Annotated in this window: 17 protein-coding genes and 1 other RNA gene; 13 read left to right on the forward strand and 5 right to left on the reverse strand. The window is 54.7% G+C overall.

The features are described from left to right. Positions 1-129: 129 nt before the first annotated feature. Positions 130-963, reverse strand: coding sequence for a posphoenolpyruvate synthetase regulatory kinase/phosphorylase PpsR (ppsR, locus tag APT89_RS15515; RefSeq protein ID WP_028012835.1), 834 nt, complete (start codon positions 961-963; stop codon positions 130-132). A gap of 335 nt (positions 964-1,298) precedes the next feature. On the opposite strand from ppsR, the gene ppsA reads away from it, so the two are divergent. From ppsA to APT89_RS15530, 3 genes are all read left to right on the forward strand, one after another. Beyond that, on the forward strand, positions 1,299-3,677 hold the full coding sequence (gene ppsA, locus APT89_RS15520; RefSeq protein WP_045630151.1) for a phosphoenolpyruvate synthase: 2,379 nt from the start codon (positions 1,299-1,301) through the stop codon (positions 3,675-3,677). A 234-nt stretch (positions 3,678-3,911) separates the two neighbouring features. Next, positions 3,912-5,312, forward strand: a complete 1,401-nt coding sequence (locus APT89_RS15525) for an MFS transporter (protein ID WP_060572880.1) — start codon at positions 3,912-3,914, stop codon at positions 5,310-5,312. A 3-nt stretch (positions 5,313-5,315) separates the two neighbouring features. Next, positions 5,316-7,691 carry a glycoside hydrolase family 3 N-terminal domain-containing protein gene (locus APT89_RS15530; RefSeq protein ID WP_060572882.1) on the forward strand — a complete coding sequence of 792 codons (2,376 nt, stop codon included), beginning with the start codon at positions 5,316-5,318 and terminating at the stop codon, positions 7,689-7,691. 5 nt (positions 7,692-7,696) lie between these two features. Here APT89_RS15530 and rprA read toward each other — a convergent pair. Together rprA and ydiK are read right to left on the reverse strand one after the other, a co-directional pair. Next, positions 7,697-7,804, reverse strand: an RNA gene (gene rprA, locus APT89_RS15535) — antisense sRNA RprA. A gap of 209 nt (positions 7,805-8,013) precedes the next feature. Next, positions 8,014-9,129 (reverse strand): AI-2E family transporter YdiK, encoded by a 1,116-nt coding sequence (ydiK, locus tag APT89_RS15540; protein WP_028012839.1) that lies wholly within the window; start codon positions 9,127-9,129, stop codon positions 8,014-8,016. Between the two features lie 198 nt (positions 9,130-9,327). Here ydiK and ydiJ point away from each other — a divergent pair, with 198 nt between their 5' ends. The 3 genes from ydiJ to APT89_RS15555 all read left to right on the forward strand — a co-directional run bounded on the left by ydiJ (position 9,328) and on the right by APT89_RS15555 (position 13,071). Next, complete coding sequence (ydiJ, locus tag APT89_RS23860; RefSeq protein WP_060572884.1) at positions 9,328-12,384, forward strand: D-2-hydroxyglutarate dehydrogenase YdiJ; 3,057 nt, start codon at positions 9,328-9,330, stop codon at positions 12,382-12,384. Next, positions 12,381-12,791 (forward strand): 1,4-dihydroxy-2-naphthoyl-CoA hydrolase, encoded by a 411-nt coding sequence (menI, locus tag APT89_RS15550; protein ID WP_028012841.1) that lies wholly within the window; start codon positions 12,381-12,383, stop codon positions 12,789-12,791. The genes ydiJ and menI overlap by 4 nt, the downstream gene beginning before the upstream one ends. 85 nt (positions 12,792-12,876) lie before the next feature. Beyond that, complete coding sequence (locus APT89_RS15555; protein WP_003857766.1) at positions 12,877-13,071, forward strand: YdiH family protein; 195 nt, start codon at positions 12,877-12,879, stop codon at positions 13,069-13,071. 50 nt (positions 13,072-13,121) lie between these two features. Here the strand turns inward: APT89_RS15555 and APT89_RS15560 are convergent, their stop codons facing one another. Further along, positions 13,122-13,751 (reverse strand): helix-turn-helix domain-containing protein, encoded by a 630-nt coding sequence (locus tag APT89_RS15560; RefSeq protein ID WP_045630155.1) that lies wholly within the window; start codon positions 13,749-13,751, stop codon positions 13,122-13,124. Positions 13,752-13,820: 69 nt separating this feature from the next. Then, a complete protein-coding gene (locus APT89_RS15565; RefSeq protein WP_060572887.1) occupies positions 13,821-14,480 on the reverse strand; it encodes a helix-turn-helix domain-containing protein in 660 nt (219 codons plus the stop codon). 419 nt (positions 14,481-14,899) lie between these two features. On the opposite strand from APT89_RS15565, the gene APT89_RS15570 reads away from it, so the two are divergent. From APT89_RS15570 to fliB, 7 genes are all read left to right on the forward strand, one after another. Then, positions 14,900-15,430 carry a fimbrial protein gene (locus APT89_RS15570; protein WP_045630225.1) on the forward strand — a complete coding sequence of 177 codons (531 nt, stop codon included), beginning with the start codon at positions 14,900-14,902 and terminating at the stop codon, positions 15,428-15,430. 80 nt (positions 15,431-15,510) lie between these two features. Beyond that, the gene (locus APT89_RS15575) at positions 15,511-16,188 is read left to right on the forward strand and encodes a fimbrial biogenesis chaperone (RefSeq protein WP_045630157.1); all 678 of its coding nucleotides are present in this window, start codon (positions 15,511-15,513) and stop codon (positions 16,186-16,188) included. A 46-nt stretch (positions 16,189-16,234) separates the two neighbouring features. Beyond that, a complete protein-coding gene (locus tag APT89_RS15580; RefSeq protein WP_060572889.1) occupies positions 16,235-18,763 on the forward strand; it encodes a fimbria/pilus outer membrane usher protein in 2,529 nt (842 codons plus the stop codon). Positions 18,764-18,773: 10 nt separating this feature from the next. Beyond that, entirely contained in the window at positions 18,774-19,721 is a 948-nt protein-coding gene (locus tag APT89_RS15585; RefSeq protein ID WP_041910398.1) for a fimbrial protein, read from the forward strand. A gap of 10 nt (positions 19,722-19,731) precedes the next feature. Continuing rightward, the gene (locus APT89_RS15590) at positions 19,732-20,244 is read left to right on the forward strand and encodes a fimbrial protein (protein WP_120787302.1); all 513 of its coding nucleotides are present in this window, start codon (positions 19,732-19,734) and stop codon (positions 20,242-20,244) included. 1 nt (position 20,245) lies between these two features. Then, the gene (locus tag APT89_RS15595; protein ID WP_047365426.1) at positions 20,246-20,887 is read left to right on the forward strand and encodes a helix-turn-helix transcriptional regulator; all 642 of its coding nucleotides are present in this window, start codon (positions 20,246-20,248) and stop codon (positions 20,885-20,887) included. Between the two features lie 156 nt (positions 20,888-21,043). After that, positions 21,044-22,261 carry a flagellin lysine-N-methylase gene (fliB, locus tag APT89_RS15600; RefSeq protein WP_060572893.1) on the forward strand — a complete coding sequence of 406 codons (1,218 nt, stop codon included), beginning with the start codon at positions 21,044-21,046 and terminating at the stop codon, positions 22,259-22,261. The last annotated feature ends 40 nt before the right edge of the window (positions 22,262-22,301 follow it).

Raw genomic sequence — 22,301 nt, forward strand, 5'->3', positions numbered from 1 at the left:
TTCATCGGCAGACTACCGGGAAGTGATGGGCATCACATTAAACCAATCCCTGCTGATTTCAAGTTCGGGGCGACACCGCCCCGCTGTTGAAAAGGATGATACATGAATCTGAGCTAATGTACTAGCTTATTAGTACATGCGGCGGTTAAGCCCCATGATGTCGAGAATTTTGGTGGCGATCTCTTCTACCGAATAGTTCGTGCTGTTAAGCCACGGGATCTGGTTTTTGCGGTACAGCGCTTCCACTTCGGAGACCTCCATGCGGCACTGGCGCATCGAGGCGTAGCGGCTGTTCTCGCGGCGCTCTTCGCGGATCGCCGCGAGACGTTCCGGGTTAATCGTCAGGCCGAACAGCTTGTGCTGCAGCGGCTTAAGGGCGGCGGGCAGCACCAGGTTATCCATATCGTCAGCAATAAACGGGTAGTTGGCGGCGCGAATGCCGAACTGCATCGCCAGGTAGAGGCTGGTTGGCGTTTTGCCGCAGCGCGATACGCCAAGCAGGATCACCTGCGCCTGGTCGAGGTTGCGCAGCGAGATACCGTCGTCGTGCGCCAGGGTGTAATCGATGGCGGCAATACGCGCGTCATATTTGGTCAGGTTGCCGGGGTTCAGCCCGTGGGTTCGGTGGGCGATAGGCGTCGGGTCAAGCTTCAGTTCGCTCTGGAGCGGCGCCACCAGCGCCTGCACGATATCCTGGCAAAAGCCTTCACTTTGCAAAATGATGTGGCGAATCTCAGGAATAACGATGGAGTAGAACACCAGCGGGCGCACGCCGGTCTGCTGGAAGATGGCGTCAATCTGGTCCTTCACCGCTTTGGCACGGCTCTCATTTTCCACAAACGGCAGCGTGATGCTGTTAATCGAAACGGGGAATTGCGACATCACCGCGTGGCCCAGCACCTCGGCGGTGATCGCCGTACCATCAGAAATATAAAAAACGTGACGATCGACAGCATTATCCATTTTACCCACCCTGAATATCATACCTAATTGTCTGAAAGCATAAATTAAAAAAGTTAATTGCACAGCAAAGAAGTTATCTGAATTTAAAATGAAATGATGTTTTTGATTTTCCTGAAAAGCGGATTTCATTTTTCAAATAGCGACTTTATTTTTGTGGTTTCTGGCTGAATATAGAGGAATCATCAGCTTATTGGCTGGTGGGAAACTATCCGAAAAGTTGAAAATTTAAATTGCTTACACGATTCACCGTTTTTTTAGCGCAAATAATTATGCCAGTATAAATACGTAGTCAGGTGTTACTTACTCCGATCAAATATCACAAAAGGATTGTTTCGATGTCCAACAATGGCTCGTCACCGCTGGTGCTTTGGTATAACCAACTCGGCATGAATGATGTAGACAGAGTTGGGGGCAAAAATGCCTCCCTGGGTGAAATGATTACAAATCTGTCCGGTATGGGTGTCTCCGTACCAAACGGGTTTGCCACGACCGCCGACGCGTTTAACCTGTTTTTAGACCAGAGCGGTGTAAACCAGCGCATTTACGACCTGCTGGATAAAACGGATATTGATGACGTCACCGAGCTTGCCAAAGCCGGGGCGCAGATCCGCCAGTGGATCATCGACACACCTTTCCAGCCGGAACTGGAAAAAGCTATCCATGACGCGTACAACCAGCTCTCCGCTGACGACGCGCAGGCCTCCTTTGCCGTACGTTCTTCCGCGACCGCAGAAGACATGCCGGACGCGTCGTTTGCCGGACAGCAGGAAACCTTCCTGAACGTTCAGGGCTACGATGCGGTGCTGGTGGCGGTGAAGCACGTATTTGCTTCCCTGTTCAACGACCGCGCCATCTCCTATCGCGTGCACCAGGGCTATGACCATCGCGGCGTGGCGCTCTCCGCGGGCGTGCAGCGCATGGTGCGCTCGGACGTGGGTTCCTCCGGCGTGATGTTCTCCATTGATACCGAATCCGGCTTCGACCAGGTGGTGTTCATCACCTCCGCGTGGGGCCTGGGTGAGATGGTTGTGCAGGGCGCGGTGAACCCTGACGAATTCTACGTACACAAGCCTACGCTTGCCTCGGGCCGTCCGGCGGTGGTGCGCCGCACCATGGGCTCGAAAAAAATCCGCATGATTTATGCCCCAACCCAGGAGCATGGCAAGCAGGTTAAGATTGAAGATGTGCCGCAGGAGCAGCGCGACCGCTTCTCCCTGACCGACGCCGAAGTGCAGGAGCTGGCGAAGCAGGCGGTGCAGATTGAGAAACACTATGGCCGTCCGATGGATATCGAATGGGCGAAAGACGGGAACACCGGCAAGCTGTTTATCGTTCAGGCGCGCCCGGAAACCGTCCGCTCACGCGGTCAGGTAATGGAGCGTTATACGCTGCACGCGCAGGGTAAAATCGTGGCGGAAGGCCGCGCCATCGGTCACCGCATCGGTGCCGGTCCGGTCAAAGTGATCCACGACATCAGCGAGATGAACCGTATTGAGCCAGGCGACGTGCTGGTGACCGACATGACCGACCCGGACTGGGAACCGATCATGAAGAAAGCATCGGCTATCGTCACCAACCGCGGCGGCCGTACCTGTCACGCGGCGATCATTGCCCGCGAACTGGGTATTCCTGCGGTTGTCGGCTGCGGTGATGCTACCGAGCGCATGAAGGACGGACAGAACGTGACCGTCTCCTGTGCCGAAGGCGACACCGGCTACGTCTACGCAGATATCCTCGACTTCAGCGTGAAGAGCTCCAGCGTGGATACCATGCCGGATCTGCCGCTGAAGATCATGATGAACGTCGGTAACCCGGACCGCGCGTTTGACTTCGCCTGCCTGCCGAACGAAGGCGTTGGTCTGGCGCGTCTGGAATTCATCATTAACCGCATGATCGGCGTTCACCCGCGCGCGCTGCTGGAGTTTGACGACCAGGACACGAAGCTGCAGAACGAAATCCGCGAGATGATGAAAGGCTACGACTCGCCGAAAGAGTTCTACGTCGGTCGTCTGACCGAAGGGATCGCCACGCTGGGTGCCGCCTTCTATCCGAAACGGGTGATAGTGCGTCTGTCTGACTTTAAGTCTAACGAATACGCCAACCTGGTCGGCGGCGAGCGCTACGAGCCGGAAGAAGAGAACCCGATGCTGGGCTTCCGCGGGGCCGGACGCTACGTGTCCGACAGCTTCCGCGACTGCTTCGCGCTGGAGTGCGAGGCGGTGAAACGCGTGCGCAACGACATGGGGCTGACCAACGTTGAAATTATGATCCCGTTCGTGCGTACCGTGGATCAGGCGAAAGCGGTGGTGGACGAGCTGGCGCGCCAGGGCCTGAAGCGCGGCGAAAACGGGCTGAAGATCATCATGATGTGTGAGATCCCGTCCAACGCCCTGCTGGCCGAGCAGTTCCTGGAGCACTTCGACGGCTTCTCTATCGGCTCGAACGACATGACTCAGCTGACGCTGGGCCTGGACCGCGACTCCGGCGTGGTTTCCGAGCTGTTCGACGAGCGTAACGAGGCGGTGAAAGCGCTGCTTTCCATGTCCATCCGCGCGGCGAAGAAGCAGGGTAAATATGTCGGGATTTGCGGTCAGGGTCCATCCGACCATGAAGACTTTGCCGCCTGGCTGATGGAAGAGGGGATTGACAGCCTCTCCCTGAACCCGGACACGGTAGTGCAAACCTGGCTGAGCCTGGCGGAACTGAACAAGTAACGGCAACACGATCGCAAAAAGGCGAGGATTTTATTCCTCGCCTTTTTTATTTCACCTCAAATTTGCTCACCATCACAAATAATCTAAAAAACCAAATATCATAATTTGTCTGTTAATTAAGACAATTGTTAGTGCGCAACGCGTTGCTAATACTTGAGCCTTACTGCGCATTTCCCTTCAGATGATGCGCAACTGGTTGAAATACGTTTTAACCTGATAAAAAGGCAAATAACAATGACACTTTCCTCTGTATTGCGTACCAAAGATAAAATAGGTTATGGCTTAGGTGATATGGCCAGCGCGCTGGTCTGGCAAACGGCCACATTATTTCTTGCTTATTTCTATACCGACGTTTTTGGTTTGCCTGCCGCGATCATGGGTACCATGTTTTTAGTGGTGCGCGTGGTTGATGCGTTTGTCGACCCGTGTATTGGCGCGCTGGTTGACCGCACGCAGACGCGTCACGGCCGTTTCCGTCCCTGGCTGCTGTGGTTTGCTATTCCCTTTGGCGTAAGCTGCCTTATTACCTTCTACGTACCGGACGTCGGGCCGACGGCGAAAATCGTTTATGCCTGCGCGACCTACGCGATTTTAAGTCTGATTTACTCCGCCATTAACGTGCCTTACTGCGCTATGCCGGGCGCGCTGACGCTGGATCCGCGCGAGCGTCACTCCCTGCAGTCCTGGCGTTTTGGCCTGTCATTTATTGGCGGGTTGATCGTAACGGTTATCGCTCTGCCGCTGGTCTCATTGTTGGGCCAGGGCAACGTGCAGAAAGGCTATTTCTTTGCCATGAGCCTGATGGGGCTGCTGGGAATTGTGCTGTTCTTTTGCTGTTTCCTGATGACCCGCGAGCGTTATTCCCCGCGCAATGATACCTCCGGCTCCATGCTCACCGATTTAAAACTGCTGGCCGGTAACAGCCAGTGGCGCATTGTGTTTGTGTTTAATATTTTGCTGTTAACGGCGGTGGTGACGCGCGGCTCTGCCACCATGTATTACGTCAACTATGTACTGTTGCGCCCGGAGCTGGTTTTTGCCTTTATTGTTTCTGGCATGGTGGCCTCGCTAAGCGGCGCGTTATTATCTGAACGCCTGCTGGGGAAATTTGACCGCGTACGCGCCTACCAGTGGACCATTATTTCCTTCGTCATTTTCGGCGCGCTGATTTTCTTCCTGCCGCCTTCGCAGGTGTGGCTGATTTTTGGCCTCAACATCGTCTTTAGCTTTGTGCAAAACCTGACCACGCCCCTGCAGTGGACCATGTTCTCTGATGTGGTCGACTACGAAGAGCATCGTAGCGGCCGCCGTCTGGACGGGCTGGTCTTCTCTACCGCACTGTTCGCCATCAAGTTTGGCCTGGCGCTGGGCGGGGCGGTGGTCGGCTGGGTGCTCGGCATGGTGGATTACGCCCCGGGCCAGGCAGCCCAGGCGCCACACGTGCTCTCCACCATCAACGCGCTGTTCACCCTTATTCCGTGCGCGCTGTTCCTCTGCATGGTGGCACTGCTTTCCATCTACAAGCTCAACAGCCGGCTGGTGGATTCCATCGCCCGGGAGCTGGCCAGCAAGCGTGAGGTAAGACCCGACGCGGAGCAGCTCAGCCCGGCAACCCCTTCCGCACTACAGGAGTAAAATATGACTGCTATCTATAAGGACGCGGGACGTCCCGTGCACGAGCGCGTCGCTGATTTACTGGCATGCATGACCCCGGAAGAGAAGTTCGCCCAGATGCACGCCTACTGGCTGATCCTCGATGAAAACGGCAACCACCGGGAGCGCAGCGATTTGAGCGACGAATTCGCCGGCGTCAGCGAGCAGGCGGCGCTGAGCGAACGGCTAAAACTGGGCGTCGGGCAGATCACCCGTCCGCTCGGCACCCACATCGTTGACGCGAAAACCGGGGTGCGCGCGGCTAACCGCCTGCAGCGCATGATGATGGAAGAGACGCGTCTCGGCATTCCGGCGCTGTTCCACGAGGAGTGCCTGGTGGGGCTGCTGTGCAAAGACGCCACGCTGTTCCCGTCCTCGCTCAACTACGGCTCGACCTGGGACCCGGAGCTGGTGCAGCGCGCGGCAGAGCAGATCGGTAAAGAGGCGCGTTCCGTCGGTTGCCAGCAGGGGCTGGCCCCGGTGCTGGACGTTTCCCGCGACGTCCGGTGGGGGCGAACCGAAGAGACCTTCGGGGAAGATCCCTGGCTGGTGGGGGTGATGGCGACCGCCTACGTCAGAGGATTACAGGGTGATAAACGCGATCTGCTGGCGACCCTGAAACATTACGTTGGCCACTCGTTTAGCGAAGGGGCACGCAACCATGCGCCGGTGCACCTCGGGTTTAGCGAGCTGAACGATACCTTCCTGCTGCCGTTTGAAATGGCGGTGAAACTGGCCAATGCCGGGTCGGTGATGCCCGCCTACCACGATATCGACAATCAGCCGGGGCACAGCGACAGCTTCCTGCTGACCTCCGTCCTGCGCGAACAGTGGGGCTTCGACGGAATTATTGTCGCGGATTACGGCGGCGTCAGCCTGCTGCACCAGCATCACGGTGTGTCCCACGATGCGGCCGAATCCGCCGCGCTGGCCTTTAACGCCGGGCTGGACGTCGAGCTGCCGAAAGATGACTGCGCACGCCATCTGGCGGACGCCGTTGAGCGCGGGCTGATCTCTATGGCCAAAGTGGATGAGATCGTGGCGCGCGTGCTGACGGAGAAATTCCGTCTGGGCCTGTTTGAAAACCCGTACGCAGATGAAAACGGTATCGATCTGCAAAATGATTTGACCCGACAGATCGCGCGAGAGGTGGCGACAAAATCGGTCACGCTGCTGGAAAACAACGGCATTTTACCGCTCGGCGGTAAGCCCCGCGTGGCGCTTGTGGGGCCGACGGCAGACGATCCGCTGGCGTTACTGAGCGGCTACAGCTTCCCGGTACATCTGATCATCAGCGATATGGTGGAAGAGACCTCGCAGGTGACGACCCCGCGCGCGGCGCTGGAGCAGTATCTCGGGGCATCGAACGTCCGCTATGCCAAAGGGTGTCACATCATCGAGAAACGGATGGCGGGTGCGCCGGTCTTCCCGGGCGATAGCGGCGGTAAGCCGATGCAGCAATCGCCGGTCTCGCAAAGCACCGCGCTGATCCCCGAGGCCGTGAACGCGGCGCAGGAGAGTGACGTGGTGGTGGCCTGCGTGGGCGATCTTGCCGGGCTGTTCCAGAGCGGAACCGTGGGGGAAGGTTCCGACACCGACTCCCTGAATCTGCCGGGCGTGCAGCAACAGCTGCTGGAGGCGCTGGTGGCGACGGGCAAACCGGTGATTGTCGTGATGACCGGCGGCCGTCCGTACAACCTACAGGGGCTGGAGGATAAGATTGCAGCGCTGATCGTGGCGTGGGCGCCCGGGCAGGAAGGGGGCTGGGCGATCGCGGACGTGCTAACGGGACGCGCTGAGCCGCAGGGGCGTCTGGTGGTGAGCGTGCCGAAAAGCGCCGGGGCCATGCCGTATTACTACAATCACAAGCTCAAAAGCGGCGGCACGCCGTTCGCGTTCCATTTCGGTGCGCGCTACCCGTTTGGTTTCGGCCTCGGCTGGACGCAGTTTAGCTGGGGCACTGCCCGCGTCGCTGAAAGCAGCGTGCCGGTCGACGGTGAGGTGACGCTGAGCGTGGATATCACCAATACCGGCGAGCGCAGCGGCAGCGAGGTGGTGCAGGTCTACGTGCGGGACAAGGTCGCCACCCAGGTGCGCCCGCTTCAGGAGCTTAAGGCCTTCCAGCGCGTCATGCTCTCGCCGGGCGAAACCGCCACGCTCACCTTCACGCTGCCGGTTGAGATGTTCAACTTCACCCGCCGTGACGGCAAGCGCATCGTTGAGCCGGGCGAGTTTGAACTGCAGATTGGCGCATCGTCGGCGGATATCCGCCAGGCGGTGACGGTCAATGTGACGGGGGAAACGCGGGTGCTGCCTGTTGAGTGGCGGATGCTCAGTACCTGTGAGGTTAAGCGCGCGTAGTCAGGATAAAAAAAAGCCCATCGTGGGAGATGGGCAAAGACTACACACAGCAATTCGTTGTTTCACTCAGGGGATTTCCATGCTTATAAATCAAGGTGTTGATTTATAACCGTGAGCTAATAGTAGGCATTGTAATTTTTAGCGTCGATCAGATTCGTCTCAATAGTTAAAGAGACGTAAAGATTTCTTGAGAATAATAGCGGACTTAATGCTGAAATGGCGGGTCTGACCAGTGTGCAACGAATAAATACTTTAGCGGTGTTAAAGTATTGTGCGGGATAATGTAGGCCGGGTAAGCGTAAGCGTCACCCGGCAACAAGGCTTAATGGGTATTCTTTTCTTCCAGCTCTTCCAGCTCGCTCAGAATCACGTCCGGGTCGGTTCCAGGCGGCGGCACTTCATGAACCCAGGCGGAGAACAGACGCCAGGTAACGGCAAGCAGCACCGGGCCAATGAACAGACCGATCATCCCGAAAGCAATTAACCCGCCGATAACACCGGAGAGGATTAGGATCAGCGGCAGGTCCGCACCCATGCGGATGAGAATGGGGCGAATCACGTTATCCATGGTGCCAACCACGCAGCTCCAGACCAGCAGAACCGTTCCCCACGTGGTATCACCCGTCCAGTAAAGCCAGATAATGCTCGGAACCAGTACCAGCAGCGGCCCCAGTTGTGCAAGGCAGGTCATCAGCATGACTACGGTAAAGACGGTGGCGTACGGTACGCCGGAAATCGCCAGGCCGATACCGCCCAGCACCGCCTGCACCAGCGCCGTCACCACGACGCCCAGGGCGACCGCGCGCACGGCCTGCGCGGCCAGCAGCACCGCGGCGTCACCGCGTTTTCCCGCCAGGCGGGTGGCAAAGTGACGAACGCCTAAAGCCACCTGCTCACCGCGCCAGTAAAGCAGGGCGCTGAAGACCAGCATCAGGGTACAGTGCATCATAAAGCGGCCGATATGTGCGGCCTGACCGACAAACCAGGTGGTGGTGGTGCCAATATACGGACGCACTTTCGCCATCAGCGCGCTGCCGCCCATCTCCAGCAGGCTATGCCAGCCGCTGTAAAGTTTAGCGCCCACGACCGGAATGCTGTTCAGCCAGCCGAGGTCCGGCAGCGTCAGGTCGCCGCTTGTCACGGCGCGGATCACCGGGCCGCTGGAGTCGACAAGGCTGTTTACCAGCAGCGCAACTGGAATAATAAACAGCAGGAACAGCAGCAGCGTCATCACCAGCACGGCCAGCCCGCGGCGGCCAAACAGCAGCTTCTGCAAACGCAGCAGCAGAGGCCACGTGGCAACGACAACGGTCGCGGCCCATGCGAAGCCAAGAATAAAGGGTTGAACAATCCACAGACACGCAATAATCATGAGGGCCAGGAACAGCACCGACAGCAAAATTTGCGCAACATCCCTGGGCTGGCGAAGATTGACCATAAATGAAACTTTCCTTAAAAGAACGCCAGTACCACTGGCGGGAACGGAAAACCGCGTCTCTCTAATCATTAGCGATCGCAGCGGTTTTTGACAGGCGAATTCTGCCTGTAATTCAGCAGAGATTATAAGAAAAAAATGTGATAAAACTTTTAAGATACACGCAAACGATTCCCACAACTCTAATTAGGGTCGACAGTAATGATCCCACAGATTTCTCAGGCACCTGGCGTCGTTCAGCTGGTGCTTAATTTTTTGCAGGCACTGGAGCAACAGGGTTTTACAGGTGATACCGCCACGAACTATGCCGACAGGCTGACGATGGCAACCGATAACAGTATCTACCAGCTTCTTCCCGATGCGGTCGTTTTCCCTCGTTCCACGGCCGACGTGGCGCTTATCGCCCGGCTGGCAACGCAGGAGCGGTTTGCCTCGCTGGTCTTCACGCCGCGCGGCGGCGGCACCGGAACCAACGGTCAGGCGCTGAACCAGGGCATCATTATTGATATGTCGCGCTATATGAACCGCATCATTGAGATCAACCCTGAAGAGGGATGGGTGCGGGTTGAGGCGGGCGTTATCAAAGATCAGCTTAATCAGTACCTCAAGCCTTACGGCTACTTTTTTGCCCCTGAACTCTCCACCAGCAACCGAGCAACCATCGGGGGGATGATCAACACCGATGCCTCCGGGCAGGGGTCGCTGGTCTACGGTAAAACCTCCGATCACGTGCTGGGCGTGCGGGCAGTATTGTTAGGCGGCGATATCCTTGATACCCAGCCGATGCCGGTCGAACTGGCGGAAACGCTGGGTAAAGATAACACCACCAGCGGGCGCATCTACCGCACCGTGCTGGAGCGCTGCCGCGACAACCGCCAGCTTATTCTCGATAAGTTCCCCAAACTAAACCGCTTCCTGACCGGGTACGACCTGCGTCACGTCTTTAACGACGACCTGACCCAGTTTGATTTAACCCGCGTGCTCACCGGCTCCGAAGGAACGCTGGCGTTTATTACCGAGGCGCGACTGGATATCACCCGCCTGCCGAAGGTGCGTCGCCTGGTGAACGTCAAATATGACTCCTTCGATTCCGCGCTGCGCAATGCGCCGTTTATGGTGGAAGCGAAAGCGCTGTCGGTGGAAACGGTTGACTCCAAAGTGCTCAACCTGGCACGGGAAGATATTGTCTGGCACTCCGTCAGCGATCTCATTACCGACGTGCCGGATAAAGAGATGCTCGGCCTCAATATCGTGGAGTTCGCCGGCGACGATGCGGCGCTGATTGAGAGCCAGGTCACCACGCTGTGCCAGCGGCTGGATGAGCTGATTGCGCAGGGCGAAGGCGGCGTGATCGGCTGGCAGCTTTGTCACGATCTGGCCGGTATCGAGCGTATTTACGCCATGCGTAAAAAAGCCGTGGGCCTGCTTGGCAATGCGAAAGGAGCGGCGAAGCCGATTCCCTTTGCCGAAGATACCTGCGTGCCGCCTGAGCATCTGGCGGATTATATCGTCGAGTTTCGCGCCCTGCTGGACAGCCACGGTCTGAGCTACGGCATGTTCGGCCACGTCGATGCCGGGGTGCTTCACGTGCGTCCGGCGCTGGACATGTGCGACCCGCAGCAGGAGATCCTGATGAAGCAGATCTCCGACGACGTCGTTGCCTTGACCGCCAAATACGGCGGTCTGCTGTGGGGGGAGCACGGGAAAGGGTTCCGCGCGGAATACAGCCCGGCGTTCTTCGGGGAGCAGCTTTACGCGGAGCTGCGCAAGGTCAAAGCGGCGTTCGACCCGGATAACCGCCTCAATCCGGGGAAAATCTGCCCGCCTGAAGGGGTGGACGCGCCGATGCTCCAGGTGGATGCCGTTAAGCGCGGTACGTATGACAGACAGATCCCGATTGCGGTGCGCTCGTCCTGGCGCGGCGCGATGGAGTGTAACGGCAACGGCCTGTGCTTTAACTTTGACGTGAAAAGCCCGATGTGCCCGTCAATGAAAATCACCAGCAACCGCATTCACTCGCCGAAAGGGCGTGCGACGCTGGTGCGCGAGTGGCTGCGTTTGCTGGCGGACCGTGGCGTCGATCCCCTGAAGCTGGAGCAGGAGCTGCCGGAAAAACGGGCCAGCCTGCGCTCGCTGATTGAGCGCATCCGCAACAGCTGGCATGCCAATAAGGGCGAGTATGATTTCTCCCATGAGGTGAAAGAGGCGATGTCCGGCTGTCTGGCCTGTAAAGCCTGCTCTACCCAGTGCCCGATTAAAATCGACGTGCCGGAATTCCGCTCGCGCTTCCTGCAGCTCTACCACACCCGCTATCTGCGCCCGGTGCGCGATCATCTGGTGGCGACGGTGGAAAGCTACGCGCCGCTGATGGCGCGCGCGCCGAAGACCTTCAACTTCTTTATCAATCAGCCGCTGGTGCGCAAGCTTTCCGAAAAGCATATCGGCATGGTCGATCTGCCGTTGTTGTCGGTGCCGTCGCTGCAGCGCCAGCTCGTCGGCCACCGCTCGGCGAACATGACCCTGGAACAGCTCGAAGCGCTTACTCCTGAGCAAAAAGCGAAGGTGGTGCTGGTGGTCCAGGATCCGTTCACCAGCTACTACGACGCGCAGGTGGTCGCTGACTTCATCCGCCTGGTTGAAAAACTGGGCTATCAGCCGGTAGTGCTGCCGTTCTCGCCAAACGGCAAGGCCCAGCACATTAAAGGCTTCCTGAACCGCTTTGCGAAAACGGCGCAAAAAACCGCTGATTTTCTCAACCGGATCGCCGAACTTGGGATGCCGATGGTCGGCGTCGATCCGGCGCTGGTGCTTTGCTATCGCGATGAATACAAGCAGACGCTGGGTGATAAGCGCGGCGATTTCCACGTCATGCTGGTGCACGAGTGGCTGCCGGCAGCCCTGGAAGAGAAGGCCATTCAGGAGGCTGGCGGTGAACCGTGGTATCTGTTCGGACACTGTACGGAAGTGACGGCGCTGCCCGGCGCCCCGGCGCAATGGGCGTCTATTTTTGCGCGTTTCGGCGCGAAGCTGGAGAGCGTCAGCGTGGGCTGCTGCGGTATGGCGGGCACCTACGGCCACGAGGTGAAAAACCACGCCAACTCGCTCGGCATCTATGAGCTGTCGTGGCATCAGGCGATGCAGCGATTGCCAAGAAACCGCTGCCTGGCGACGGGCTACTCCTGCCGCAGCCAGGTGAAACGGGTTGAGGGTAACGGCGTACGCCACCCATTACAGGCTTTACTGGAGATAATTGGATGATCTGGAAACGTGCCGTCACGCTGCAGGCGCTAAACGCCATGGGCGAGGGGAATATGGTGGGGCTACTGGATATCCAGTTCACCCGCATTGGGGAAGACGATCTGGAGGCGACGATGCCTGTCGATAGTCGCACCCATCAGCCGTTTGGCCTGTTGCACGGCGGGGCTTCCGTCGTGCTGGCGGAAACCCTGGGCTCCGTCGCGGGATATCTCTGCACCGAAGGCGAACAGAAGGTGGTCGGGCTTGAGGTGAATGCCAACCACATTCGCTCGGTGCGCAGCGGGCGCGTGCGCGGTATCTGCCGCGCGCTGCACGCTGGTAGCCGCCACCAGGTGTGGCAGATTGATATTCTCGACGAGCAGGATCGCCTGTGCTGCTCGTCGCGTCTGACGACGGCGGTCGTGTAAAGTTTTCAGATGAATTGCCTTTGGTCAAAAACTAGCCAGCATGATGTGATATACTGGTCAGGATTTGTACATAAGCGAGGACATCATGGATACTGAAATAACCCCAACACAGCTGGCAATTGAATATTTACGTCGCGATAAGAGCAACCTGTCTCCGGCGCAGTACCTGAAAAAGCTGAAACAGCTTGAGCTGGAGTTCACGGATCTGCTGGCGCTCTCTTCGAATGAACTGAAAGAAGAGATCTACTTTGCCTGGCGGTTGGGCGTTCACGTCCATTGAGTGAGTGTTGTTGAACAGGCCGCGAGTGCGGCCTTTTTTGTGTCTGACATTCAGTATTTAGCGGGGAGCTTGTTGATTTTAATAAGCCTGCCTTCTTCCATTTCGATAAATCCGCCGGTTTTTAAATCCGCCAGAATGCGCATTACGCCGCTGCGGGAGAGCTGGGTTTTCTCCCGAATATACCTTTCCGCCGTTACGCTGCTGCGATAACTTTCATCTTCCTCCATCAGCTTTATGAGCTGCTGGCGAATCATCTCATACGCCGTCGGTGCGCCCTGCGGCATCACGTTGTTATAAAGCCGGCTATAGACAAACATCAGTTGTTTCGAGAGCAGCCCCCATAGCGCCTTTTCCTTGATAATCTCATTCACCCGTTCGGTGGTGAGTGTTCCTATCAGGCACGGGCTAACGGTCTTCAGGTAATCATTGAAATAGATATCTGTCAGATTAGCGAGACCGAAAAGGGCGGGGCTGCGGGCCGTGGAGAGCATCATGTCGTCGCTTCTTCTGTAGATAGCGACCGTCCCCTCAAGAATTAAATAGCACATTCCCTGACCGTTGATCTGAAGATCGAGCCGCTCGCCGCGAGCGGTGCGTCGCGTTGTGCAATCAGGCAGTAAGTGAGAAATAAGCTCTTGTGCGTAGGGCGAGCCACGGTGAGACTTTTCTGGAAGGGACATGGTAGCCGGTAACCTTAAAAATAACCTGGCTAATTATAGCGTTTCTCGCCGGGACAGGCACGGTGGCAATCAATATTTGCGTGGCAGATGGTGAATTTCAAGCAGCACGCCGCGCTCCATGGTGATGTACTTGCCGGTCCGCAGTTCCGACAGAATACGCATAATTCCGCTACGTGAAAGATACGTACGGCTTTTTATGTAGGCTGCCGCCGTCGTATTTTGCCGTATGGCGTCCGGCTCCTGCATCAGCTCAACAAGCTGGAAGCGGATGATATCGTAAGCGGACATTTGCGATATTTGTGCACAATGTTCGTATACCCGCGAGGCGGTATAAATAAGCAGCCTGGAGAAGTGTTCCCATAAATCGTGCTGCGACACAATTTGATTGAAACTCTCCAGCGACACGCGTGCGATCTCGGCGGTCTCCAGCGCCCGGACGTACAGGTGCTCAGAGGAAAACTGGCTGCTGACGCCCAGAATAAACGGCGCAGATTCAGAATTTAACACAATGCCGTCGCCGCGACGATGAAGCGCTACGCTGCCCTGAATAAGCAAAAAGCACTGTCGGACATCATCTTTATAATAATGCACCGTCTCCCCCCGGCTGATGATCATTCTGCTGGCCGCGGGCAACACGTGCTTAATCAGCGCGTCTATGTGGGCGAAAGGCTTTAAATCCAGAACGGAGAGCTGGTAATTATTCAGTGGGGTGGACAAGCGTGTATTCATTAAGATACCTCACATCGACTTCGTATGTGATCAAATTTTGATCTGCGCAAAGAATTATCTTAAAAATGAAGAGCTCAGGGAATATTCCGACGAGGTCTAAAAGTAGACCCTCCTATCCTTGAGGACTAACCTGCTGAATAAAAACAAAAAGCCGTCCGCGTCTAATAATAGACCTTCATTATAAAAGATGAGATTTTCCTGTAGTAGATGTTGATTTTTCGTTAAATCAGAGTCCAGAGCTAGACCATCTAAAAGTTGTATTCATTAAAATGATTATATAAATTTTAACCAGTCAGTCGGGAAGGCCTTAAGCCATTCAGCGAAAAATAAAAGAATCCTTAGCGATTCTTTTATCGGTCTTCTGCTGCTTAAATTTCAATAATAAATAAAGTTATCCCGTAAACAGGAATATGAACATTATGAAAAAGAGTATTATTTTAGCGATGGTTGCGACGGGTTCAGCCTTAATGATGGGCAATGCTCTCGCCGCCGCAGGAACCGTTAATTTTAATGGTAACATCCTCGATTCAGCCTGTGACGTGGCGGTAGCCTCTCAAAACCAGGTGGTCGTATTAGGCGATTATTATAAAACAGAATTCCCGACGACAGGTTCCAGAACGGCGGCAACGAAATTCGATATTATTCTGAAGAACTGCCCGGTTACGGTCACCAGTGCTAAAGTTCGTTTTGACGGTACGCCCGATCTGACTAACGCCGATCTGCTGGCGATTGATACCTCTGTCGCCGGTGCGGCAACGGGTGTCGCCATTAATTTGATGACCGCTGATAAAGCCGATCTGCCATTGCACGGCAGCAACGGCTACAACTATGTACTGAGCAGCACCGCAGACAATACGCTGAATTTCTATGCACAGTATATTTCAACGGCGGCATCGGTAACGGCCGGTCCTGCAAACTCCGTCGCTAACTTCTCCGTTGTTTACAACTAGTCATTAAGCAGAACAAGAGTCAGCTCCGCGAGGCGCTGCGCGGGGGGCATAAACTGCCCCCTTGTTTTAAGAGGTCCAAAATGAATTTTATTAGCAAAACCCTGCTGAGTGCGGCGGTTATTACTGTATCTGTTTCGCATGCTTATGCCGGGGTTATTATTGGTGGTACCCGCGTAATTTTTGATGGCGGGAAAAAAGAGGCATCCATAAGTGTAAACAATGCGGATGCCGCCCCTTATTTAATCCAGTCCTGGGTCGACATGCCAGAGGGTAATGCTAATAAAGCACCTTTTATCGTCACGCCACCTTTGTACAGACTGAACGGCAGCCAGCAAAATATTGAACGAATTTTACTCTCCGGCTCACTGCCGCAGGATAAAGAAAGCCTCTTCTGGTTAAATATTAAAGCGATACCTTCAGCGAGCAGACAGGAAAACTCGTTACAAATTGCCGTTAAAACACGTATTAAGCTTATTTATCGCCCGACAAGCCTGAAGGCGTCAACACCGGAAGAACAGGCGAATAAATTAACCTGGTCCCGGAGCGGAAACAACCTTCAGGTCACAAATCCTACACCGTATGTGATCAACTTTAATGAAATAAGCGTCGGCGGTAAAAAGCTGGAGGATGTTTCCTGGGTTGCACCTGGCGCAGTGGCAGCATTTCGCTTACCGCCAGGCGTTAATGGCAATCAGATCGTATTTAAAGTGATTAACGATTATGGCAGCCCGGGAATAATACATCAGGCCAGCTTTTAGTTCCTGAGAAAAGTGGCATCCGCAATATCGAGTCAGGTTTATGATGATGGCAACAAGCAATATAAAAATGCAGCCCGCGCGTCTGGCAATGTGTATTGCCTTCGCGCTGCCGAATGCAGTCCCCGTGGTTAACGCCCGTGACTCCTTTAACGCCGAACTGGTGGAGCTGGATAATCCGGGAATGGTTAAAGCCGATTTATCTGCATTTGAATCAGGTTCGCAGGCACCAGGGAAATACCATGTTGACATCATCCTCGACGAACAGCTTATTGAGACCAGCGATATTGATTTTGTTGCCGGGAAAGATTGGCAGGAAAACGATAGCCTGCAGCCCTGCCTGAGCATGGATCAGCTAAAAAAATGGGGCGTTAAAACGGCGCTGTTCCCCAATCTGGCGGTTGAAAGCACCTCCTGCGTCGACCTCCAGGCAATTCCTCACGCCACTACGAATTTTCAGTTTGGTGCACAGCGGCTTGTTATCAGCATTCCCCAGGCCGCGATCGACCTGCCTGCGAGAGGGTATGTCCCGCCAGAACAGTGGGACGAGGGGATCGCCGCTGCGATGCTCAACTACAGCCTGAGCGGAGCCAACAGCTGGGCGAAACAGAGCGAGAGTAAAAACAGCAGCAGTCAGTATGCCAACTTACGTCCAGGCCTCAACGTTGGGCCATGGCGACTGCGCAACTACACCACCTGGTCGCGTGATGAGAACGGTCAGGACAAATGGGATACCGTCTACACCTATGCACAGCGGGCCATTATTCCGCTCAAGGCGGAGCTCACGCTGGGCGATAGCTCCGCGCCCGCCGACGTGTTCGACAGTATACCGTTTCGCGGCGGACAGTTGGCTTCCGATGACGACATGCTCCCTGATTCGCTCAAAGGTTACGCACCCGTCGTGCGTGGGATTGCGCGTACGAATGCTCAGGTCATTGTTCGCCAGAATGGCTATCAGATTTACCAGACCTATGTCGCGCCCGGCGCCTTTGAAATTACCGATATGTATCCCACCGGCGGGGCAGGCGATCTGGACGTCACCATTAAGGAAGCTGACGGCAGCGAGCAGCATTTCACCCTGCCTTATGCCTCATTACCAGTTTTGCAGCGCGAAGGGCGCCTGAAGTATGCGGTGACCGGAGGGCAGTATCGTTCTTACAGCAGCAGCGTGGATAAGACCCCGTTTGGCCAAATCACGGGGATTTATGGTCTGCCATATGGCCTCACGCTCTATGGCGGGCTGCAGGAGTCGAGCAAATATCAGTCGATAGCCACCGGGATCGGGAAAAACATGGGGGATTTCGGCGCGATATCGGCGGACATGACCCAGGCCTGGTCAACCCCGCAGGGGGAAGAAAAATCCAACGGGCAGTCCTGGCGTGCGCGTTACAGCAAGAACTTTGTCGGGACAGGGACCCAATTTTCGATTGCGGGCTACCGCTATTCGACCAGCGGTTACTACGGCATGCAGGAGATCCTTGATTCCTGGGGAGACAGCTCTGTGCTCCAGGACCGTCGTCGTAACCGTGCCGAGCTCACGATGAGCCAGACGTTGGGCAGCAATCTTGGCTCGCTGACGCTGAGCGCGGTCCGTGAAGATTACTGGAATTCGGGCAAAAGGATGGCGTCTTACAGCCTGGGTTACAACAACTACTGGCACAACATTAGCTACGGACTCACCTGGACTTACAGTAAAAACGGCAGCGCGGGTACATATGACGGCAATAAACGCGACGACAACGATCAGCTGCTGGCCTTTAACGTCAGCATTCCGCTTGAAAAATTCCTGCCGCAGACCTGGGCTAACTATAGCGTGAGCGCCAGCAAGAATAACGGCACCACGCAGAACATTGGTCTGAACGGCGTGGCGCTGGAAAACCATGGGCTGAACTGGAACGTGCAGCAAGGGTATGGGTCGGACGGCGTTGGCTATACGGGCAACATGAACGGGGATTACAGGGGCACGTACGGCGAAGTGACGGCGGGCTATAGCTACGACAAAAACAGCGAGCGTCTTAACTATGGTTTGCAGGGGGGCATTCTTGCTCACAGAGAAGGGATTACGCTTTCTCAGCCTCTGGGGGAGACCAATGTTCTGATTAGCGCACCGGGCGCGCATGACGTAGATATCCGTAATCAGCCGGGGGCAAAAACAGATTTCCGGGGATATACGGTGGTCAGTAACCTTTCCGCGTACCGTAAAAATGACATCACGCTTGCCCCGGAAAGTGTGCCGGATGACGTTGAGTTGGATATTAATACCCGCACGGTAACGCCGACGCGCGGTGCAATTGTCCTGGCCGACTATAAGGCGAAAGTGGGAAGGCGGGCATTATTCACGTTAATGCATAACGGCCATTTTGTTCCTTTTGGTGCAATCGTGAGCCTGAAAGGCAGCGACAACAGCAGCTTTATTGTTGGCGACAAAGGGCAAGTCTATCTCACTGGCCTGGATTCGCAGGGGACAGTATTCGTTACGTGGGGAGTGGAAAGCGATCGGCAGTGCCGCGCGCCGTTCCGGCTTTCGCCGCAATCTTCGGCAGGCGGAATTACTGAAATTAACGTCACTTGTATTTAGGGTTTTTAAAATGCGCATACTTAACATCCTGTTCCTGCTGTGTATCACCGCAGCCTGGAATAGTGCTCATGCAGGAACCTGCACAACGATTACGCCACAGGAATCCACTTTGTCCATCGGCACAATTACGGTGCAGCGTGATGTCGCGGTTGGCACGGTATTATTTTCAAAAAATGCGTCGGTCACCGGGTCCTATTTAAGCGGCTGTACCAATCCGTTAATGCTCGGGTTTAGCATGCGGTACCTTAATGCAACGCCGAGTAGTTACGGTAATCACGTTTATAACACCAATGTAAGCGGTATTGGCGTGCGCTTTTCATCAGGTAATTATTTTGAAAACCCGACCTATACCTTTTCTTATAACGCGCAGACAAGTTATGTCGAATGGTGGGGCGGTAAAATAGAACTTGTCGTTACCGGACCCGTTGCCTCTGGCTCGCTGACGCCCGGCGTACTGGGTGTCGTTATGCTGCAGGGGAGCGATGGTGTGTATCGCGATGGCCTTACGACGACGCTTCTGGACGGGACCATCAACGTGCTGGCCTGCAGCATAACGACGCCGCAGCTGACGTTTCCCATCGGCGATATTTCTGCCGCGACGTTTGGCTCAACGGTCGGCACCACGCCGACGGGCGCTCAGAATACGCAAAACCTGGGTCTGAACTGCGACCCGGGGGCAAACGTCAACGTTTCGCTCAGCGGCATTCAGAACCCGGACGTAGCAACAACGAGCGTGCTCGCGCTGACGGGGCAGGGTAATACCGGCACGGCGAAAGGGGTTGGCGTTCAGCTCCTCTATAACGGTACGCCTCTCTCGTTAAATACCCGTTTGCCGTTAAATGCCGCCGCGGGTGGGCAGCAGGCATTTCCATTAACAGCGCGTTATTACCAGACCCAAACGACGGTTGAACCCGGTACTGCCAATGCGTCTGCAACCTTAAATTTGACGTATCAGTAAAGGATTGATGATGAATATTCTGCGCACGGCAGCGTTTGCCGCCATATTAATAAGCTGCAATACCTTTGCGACGGACAGTGTTAACGTCAGCGTTACCGGAAATATTGTGGCCTCTCCCTGTATCTTTAATGGGGGAAATAACAGTCTGGATATCAACCTTGGCAATATTCAGGCATCCAATATGGCTACGCCGGGGTCATCGTCCGATCCTGTGCCGTTTAACCTGCTGTTTACCCAGTGTCCGACAGGGACGCGCAGCGTGACGGTCTCCTTTACCGGAAACCCCGATCCGGTCGCCGGGGCGGATTACTACATGAACAGCGGTTCGGCCACGAACGTCGCGATTGCGATGAGTGAGGCCGCAACGGGTGCAATGAAGGGAACCGGAACAAGTATTACACAAACTATTGCAGCAGACAGAACCGCAACGATGGCCATGCTGGCATCGGTCAGGTCTTCCACGGGCGGCGCAACGCCGGGGAGCATTAGTGCCGTCGTGGTCATGACGATGCAGTACAACTGATATGCTGAATATTGTGATTAAAGAGACCGACGCATTTTTCAGAGCGGGATTGCAGTGTTTTCTTGAGGATTTCTTCTTTCATAATTTCAAACATCTGCTTCACTTTGACTGCGAACTTTCTCATGAAAATGTCAGTGCCGCTGATATTATTTTTCTCTCTTTATGTCAGGGGGAAACCCTGACCTGTTATCCCGAATTACAGGCGCGGAAAAAAGGAATTGTGGTTGGGCTGGTGGATGATGAACACCGTTTCTCGACATATCCGTCCTGTTTTCAGGATATGATTTTTATCTCCCGCCGCGCTTCGCTGGACAGGATCACCGAGGCGCTGTTTATCGCATGGTACCGCACACAGCTCTCAAGCTTTCACTGGAGGAAGAGAACCTGCAGCGAATGCCAGCATAAAATATTATCGCCACAGCAAATTCGCGTTATGGTGAGTTTTTACAAAGGATTATCGGTAGGGCAGATCGCGAATAAGCTTAAAACAAGTGATAAAACTATTTTTACCCATAAATATTTGCTGATGCAAAAATTCAACCTGCGCAGTGATTTTGAGCTGGTGGCCTTGATTCACAGGATGGTGGAGAAGAATACCCCTGCAAACCGCTTGCGAGACTATCTGACTCATCATCATGGTTAACAAGTATTAGCCAATAACCTAACAGGGGCGCAATATTCTCATTCGTTATCGCGCCCCTGATTCTGTGAATTACAAAACATAGTGTGCGGTTATGCCTCTATAGAATAGCGTGTGCGGCATGGTATTTTTTATGCTTTATAAAATGACGCCTTAGCTATGCAAATTCATAAAACCATCAAACCGATTTTCGTCAGTAAGTTTCAGTGCGTGGGGTCAGCATGTTTAATCTCATGTTGTCGTGGCTGGACGATCGCTATTGATAAGAAAACCCACCAAAAGTATGTCCAGTCCACGCACGCAGAAATTGCCGCCATTGCAAAAGAGAATCTGATCCTTCAGCGCAAGGGCAAGAACAACTACTCCAGAGTGAAGCTAAACGAAAAAGGGGAGTGTCCTTTTATCGATGAAAACAAACTCTGCATGGTGCACCGTGATTTAGGGGAAGAGGCGCTCTCACATACCTGCAGTACGTATCCCAGAAGCGCAAGCCGTTATCAGGATGAAACACGGCATACGATGACGCTCTCCTGCCCTGAAGTGGTCAGACGCGTCCTGTTTGACCCGGAGGCCATGCTGTTTCAGGAGCAGGATGAGTTAGTGGCAACCTACAAAACTAACCTGATTGGGCAACGTCAATCCGCCTCACAGACGCAGCAGGTGATCCATCTTTTTGCCTGGAACCTTATTCAGTCGCCTTCCCGCAATGTTGAAGAAAATTTGATGGCGCTGGCGCAGTTTATTCTCTGTCTTCAGCACGTTAATTTTGATTTACATAATAAATTTGCCGAAGTAGAACAATTTTACGATGCGTTACGCAATGACCTGCAAAACGGGAAATCGCTGATCGATGCCTGTCACCTCACGCATTCAAATGCGATGAAATATCTGGCACTGTCCGTGATGGGAACGAACGTGGCGAAAGATTCGGTGCGGGACGGTTTTATTCTTCAGGGGCACCAGCAAATTGCCTCGTATCTGGACATGGCCGGCCTGAACGACGCTTCTGAACTGGAAGCTAAATTCGACGGGATTAATCAGCAGTGGCACAAGCTGTGCGAGTCATCCTGCTTGTCAGAACCCTACGTGTTACGCAATTACCTGCTGTATAAACTCTATAGCAGCTATTTCCCTGGTAAAAATACGGCAAACATCATGCGCCAGTTTTACCGTATTGTACTGGATTTTTTCTATATCAAATTCATTCTCAGCGTGCGGTCGATGCAGGAAGACATTGACCAGCAGGTCGTGATAAAAACCATCGCCAGCCTCTCTGAAAAGACCATGCACAATCAGACCATAGATGCGCGCATGGACTTTGCTATTGATAAAATCAACGGTGGGGATGATTTATCCTGCCTGCTGTTGATTGGATAAACGCGCAGACTCAGAGGCTCACGCGGTGAGCCTCCTCTCC

The sequence above is a fragment of the Enterobacter sp. 50588862 genome, from assembly GCF_001462935.1.
Classification (GTDB): Bacteria; Pseudomonadota; Gammaproteobacteria; order Enterobacterales; family Enterobacteriaceae; genus Enterobacter; species Enterobacter bugandensis.

Excerpts from the sequence above, each read along its gene's own strand:
- APT89_RS15595 (WP_047365426.1), top strand. The coding sequence starts at position 20,246 with ATGCTGAATATTGTGATTAAAGAGACCGACGCATTTTTCAGAGCGGGA.
- ppsR (WP_028012835.1), bottom strand. The coding sequence starts at position 963 with ATGGATAATGCTGTCGATCGTCACGTTTTTTATATTTCTGATGGTACG.
- APT89_RS15570 (WP_045630225.1), top strand. The coding sequence starts at position 14,900 with ATGAAAAAGAGTATTATTTTAGCGATGGTTGCGACGGGTTCAGCCTTA.
- menI (WP_028012841.1), top strand. The coding sequence starts at position 12,381 with ATGATCTGGAAACGTGCCGTCACGCTGCAGGCGCTAAACGCCATGGGC.
- APT89_RS15560 (WP_045630155.1), bottom strand. The coding sequence starts at position 13,751 with ATGTCCCTTCCAGAAAAGTCTCACCGTGGCTCGCCCTACGCACAAGAG.
- fliB (WP_060572893.1), top strand. The coding sequence starts at position 21,044 with ATGCAAATTCATAAAACCATCAAACCGATTTTCGTCAGTAAGTTTCAG.
- ppsA (WP_045630151.1), top strand. The coding sequence starts at position 1,299 with ATGTCCAACAATGGCTCGTCACCGCTGGTGCTTTGGTATAACCAACTC.
- APT89_RS15580 (WP_060572889.1), top strand. The coding sequence starts at position 16,235 with ATGGCAACAAGCAATATAAAAATGCAGCCCGCGCGTCTGGCAATGTGT.
- ydiK (WP_028012839.1), bottom strand. The coding sequence starts at position 9,129 with ATGGTCAATCTTCGCCAGCCCAGGGATGTTGCGCAAATTTTGCTGTCG.
- APT89_RS15575 (WP_045630157.1), top strand. The coding sequence starts at position 15,511 with ATGAATTTTATTAGCAAAACCCTGCTGAGTGCGGCGGTTATTACTGTA.
- ydiJ (WP_060572884.1), top strand. The coding sequence starts at position 9,328 with ATGATCCCACAGATTTCTCAGGCACCTGGCGTCGTTCAGCTGGTGCTT.
- APT89_RS15530 (WP_060572882.1), top strand. The coding sequence starts at position 5,316 with ATGACTGCTATCTATAAGGACGCGGGACGTCCCGTGCACGAGCGCGTC.
- APT89_RS15525 (WP_060572880.1), top strand. The coding sequence starts at position 3,912 with ATGACACTTTCCTCTGTATTGCGTACCAAAGATAAAATAGGTTATGGC.
- APT89_RS15590 (WP_120787302.1), top strand. The coding sequence starts at position 19,732 with ATGAATATTCTGCGCACGGCAGCGTTTGCCGCCATATTAATAAGCTGC.
- APT89_RS15585 (WP_041910398.1), top strand. The coding sequence starts at position 18,774 with ATGCGCATACTTAACATCCTGTTCCTGCTGTGTATCACCGCAGCCTGG.
- APT89_RS15555 (WP_003857766.1), top strand. The coding sequence starts at position 12,877 with ATGGATACTGAAATAACCCCAACACAGCTGGCAATTGAATATTTACGT.
- APT89_RS15565 (WP_060572887.1), bottom strand. The coding sequence starts at position 14,480 with ATGAATACACGCTTGTCCACCCCACTGAATAATTACCAGCTCTCCGTT.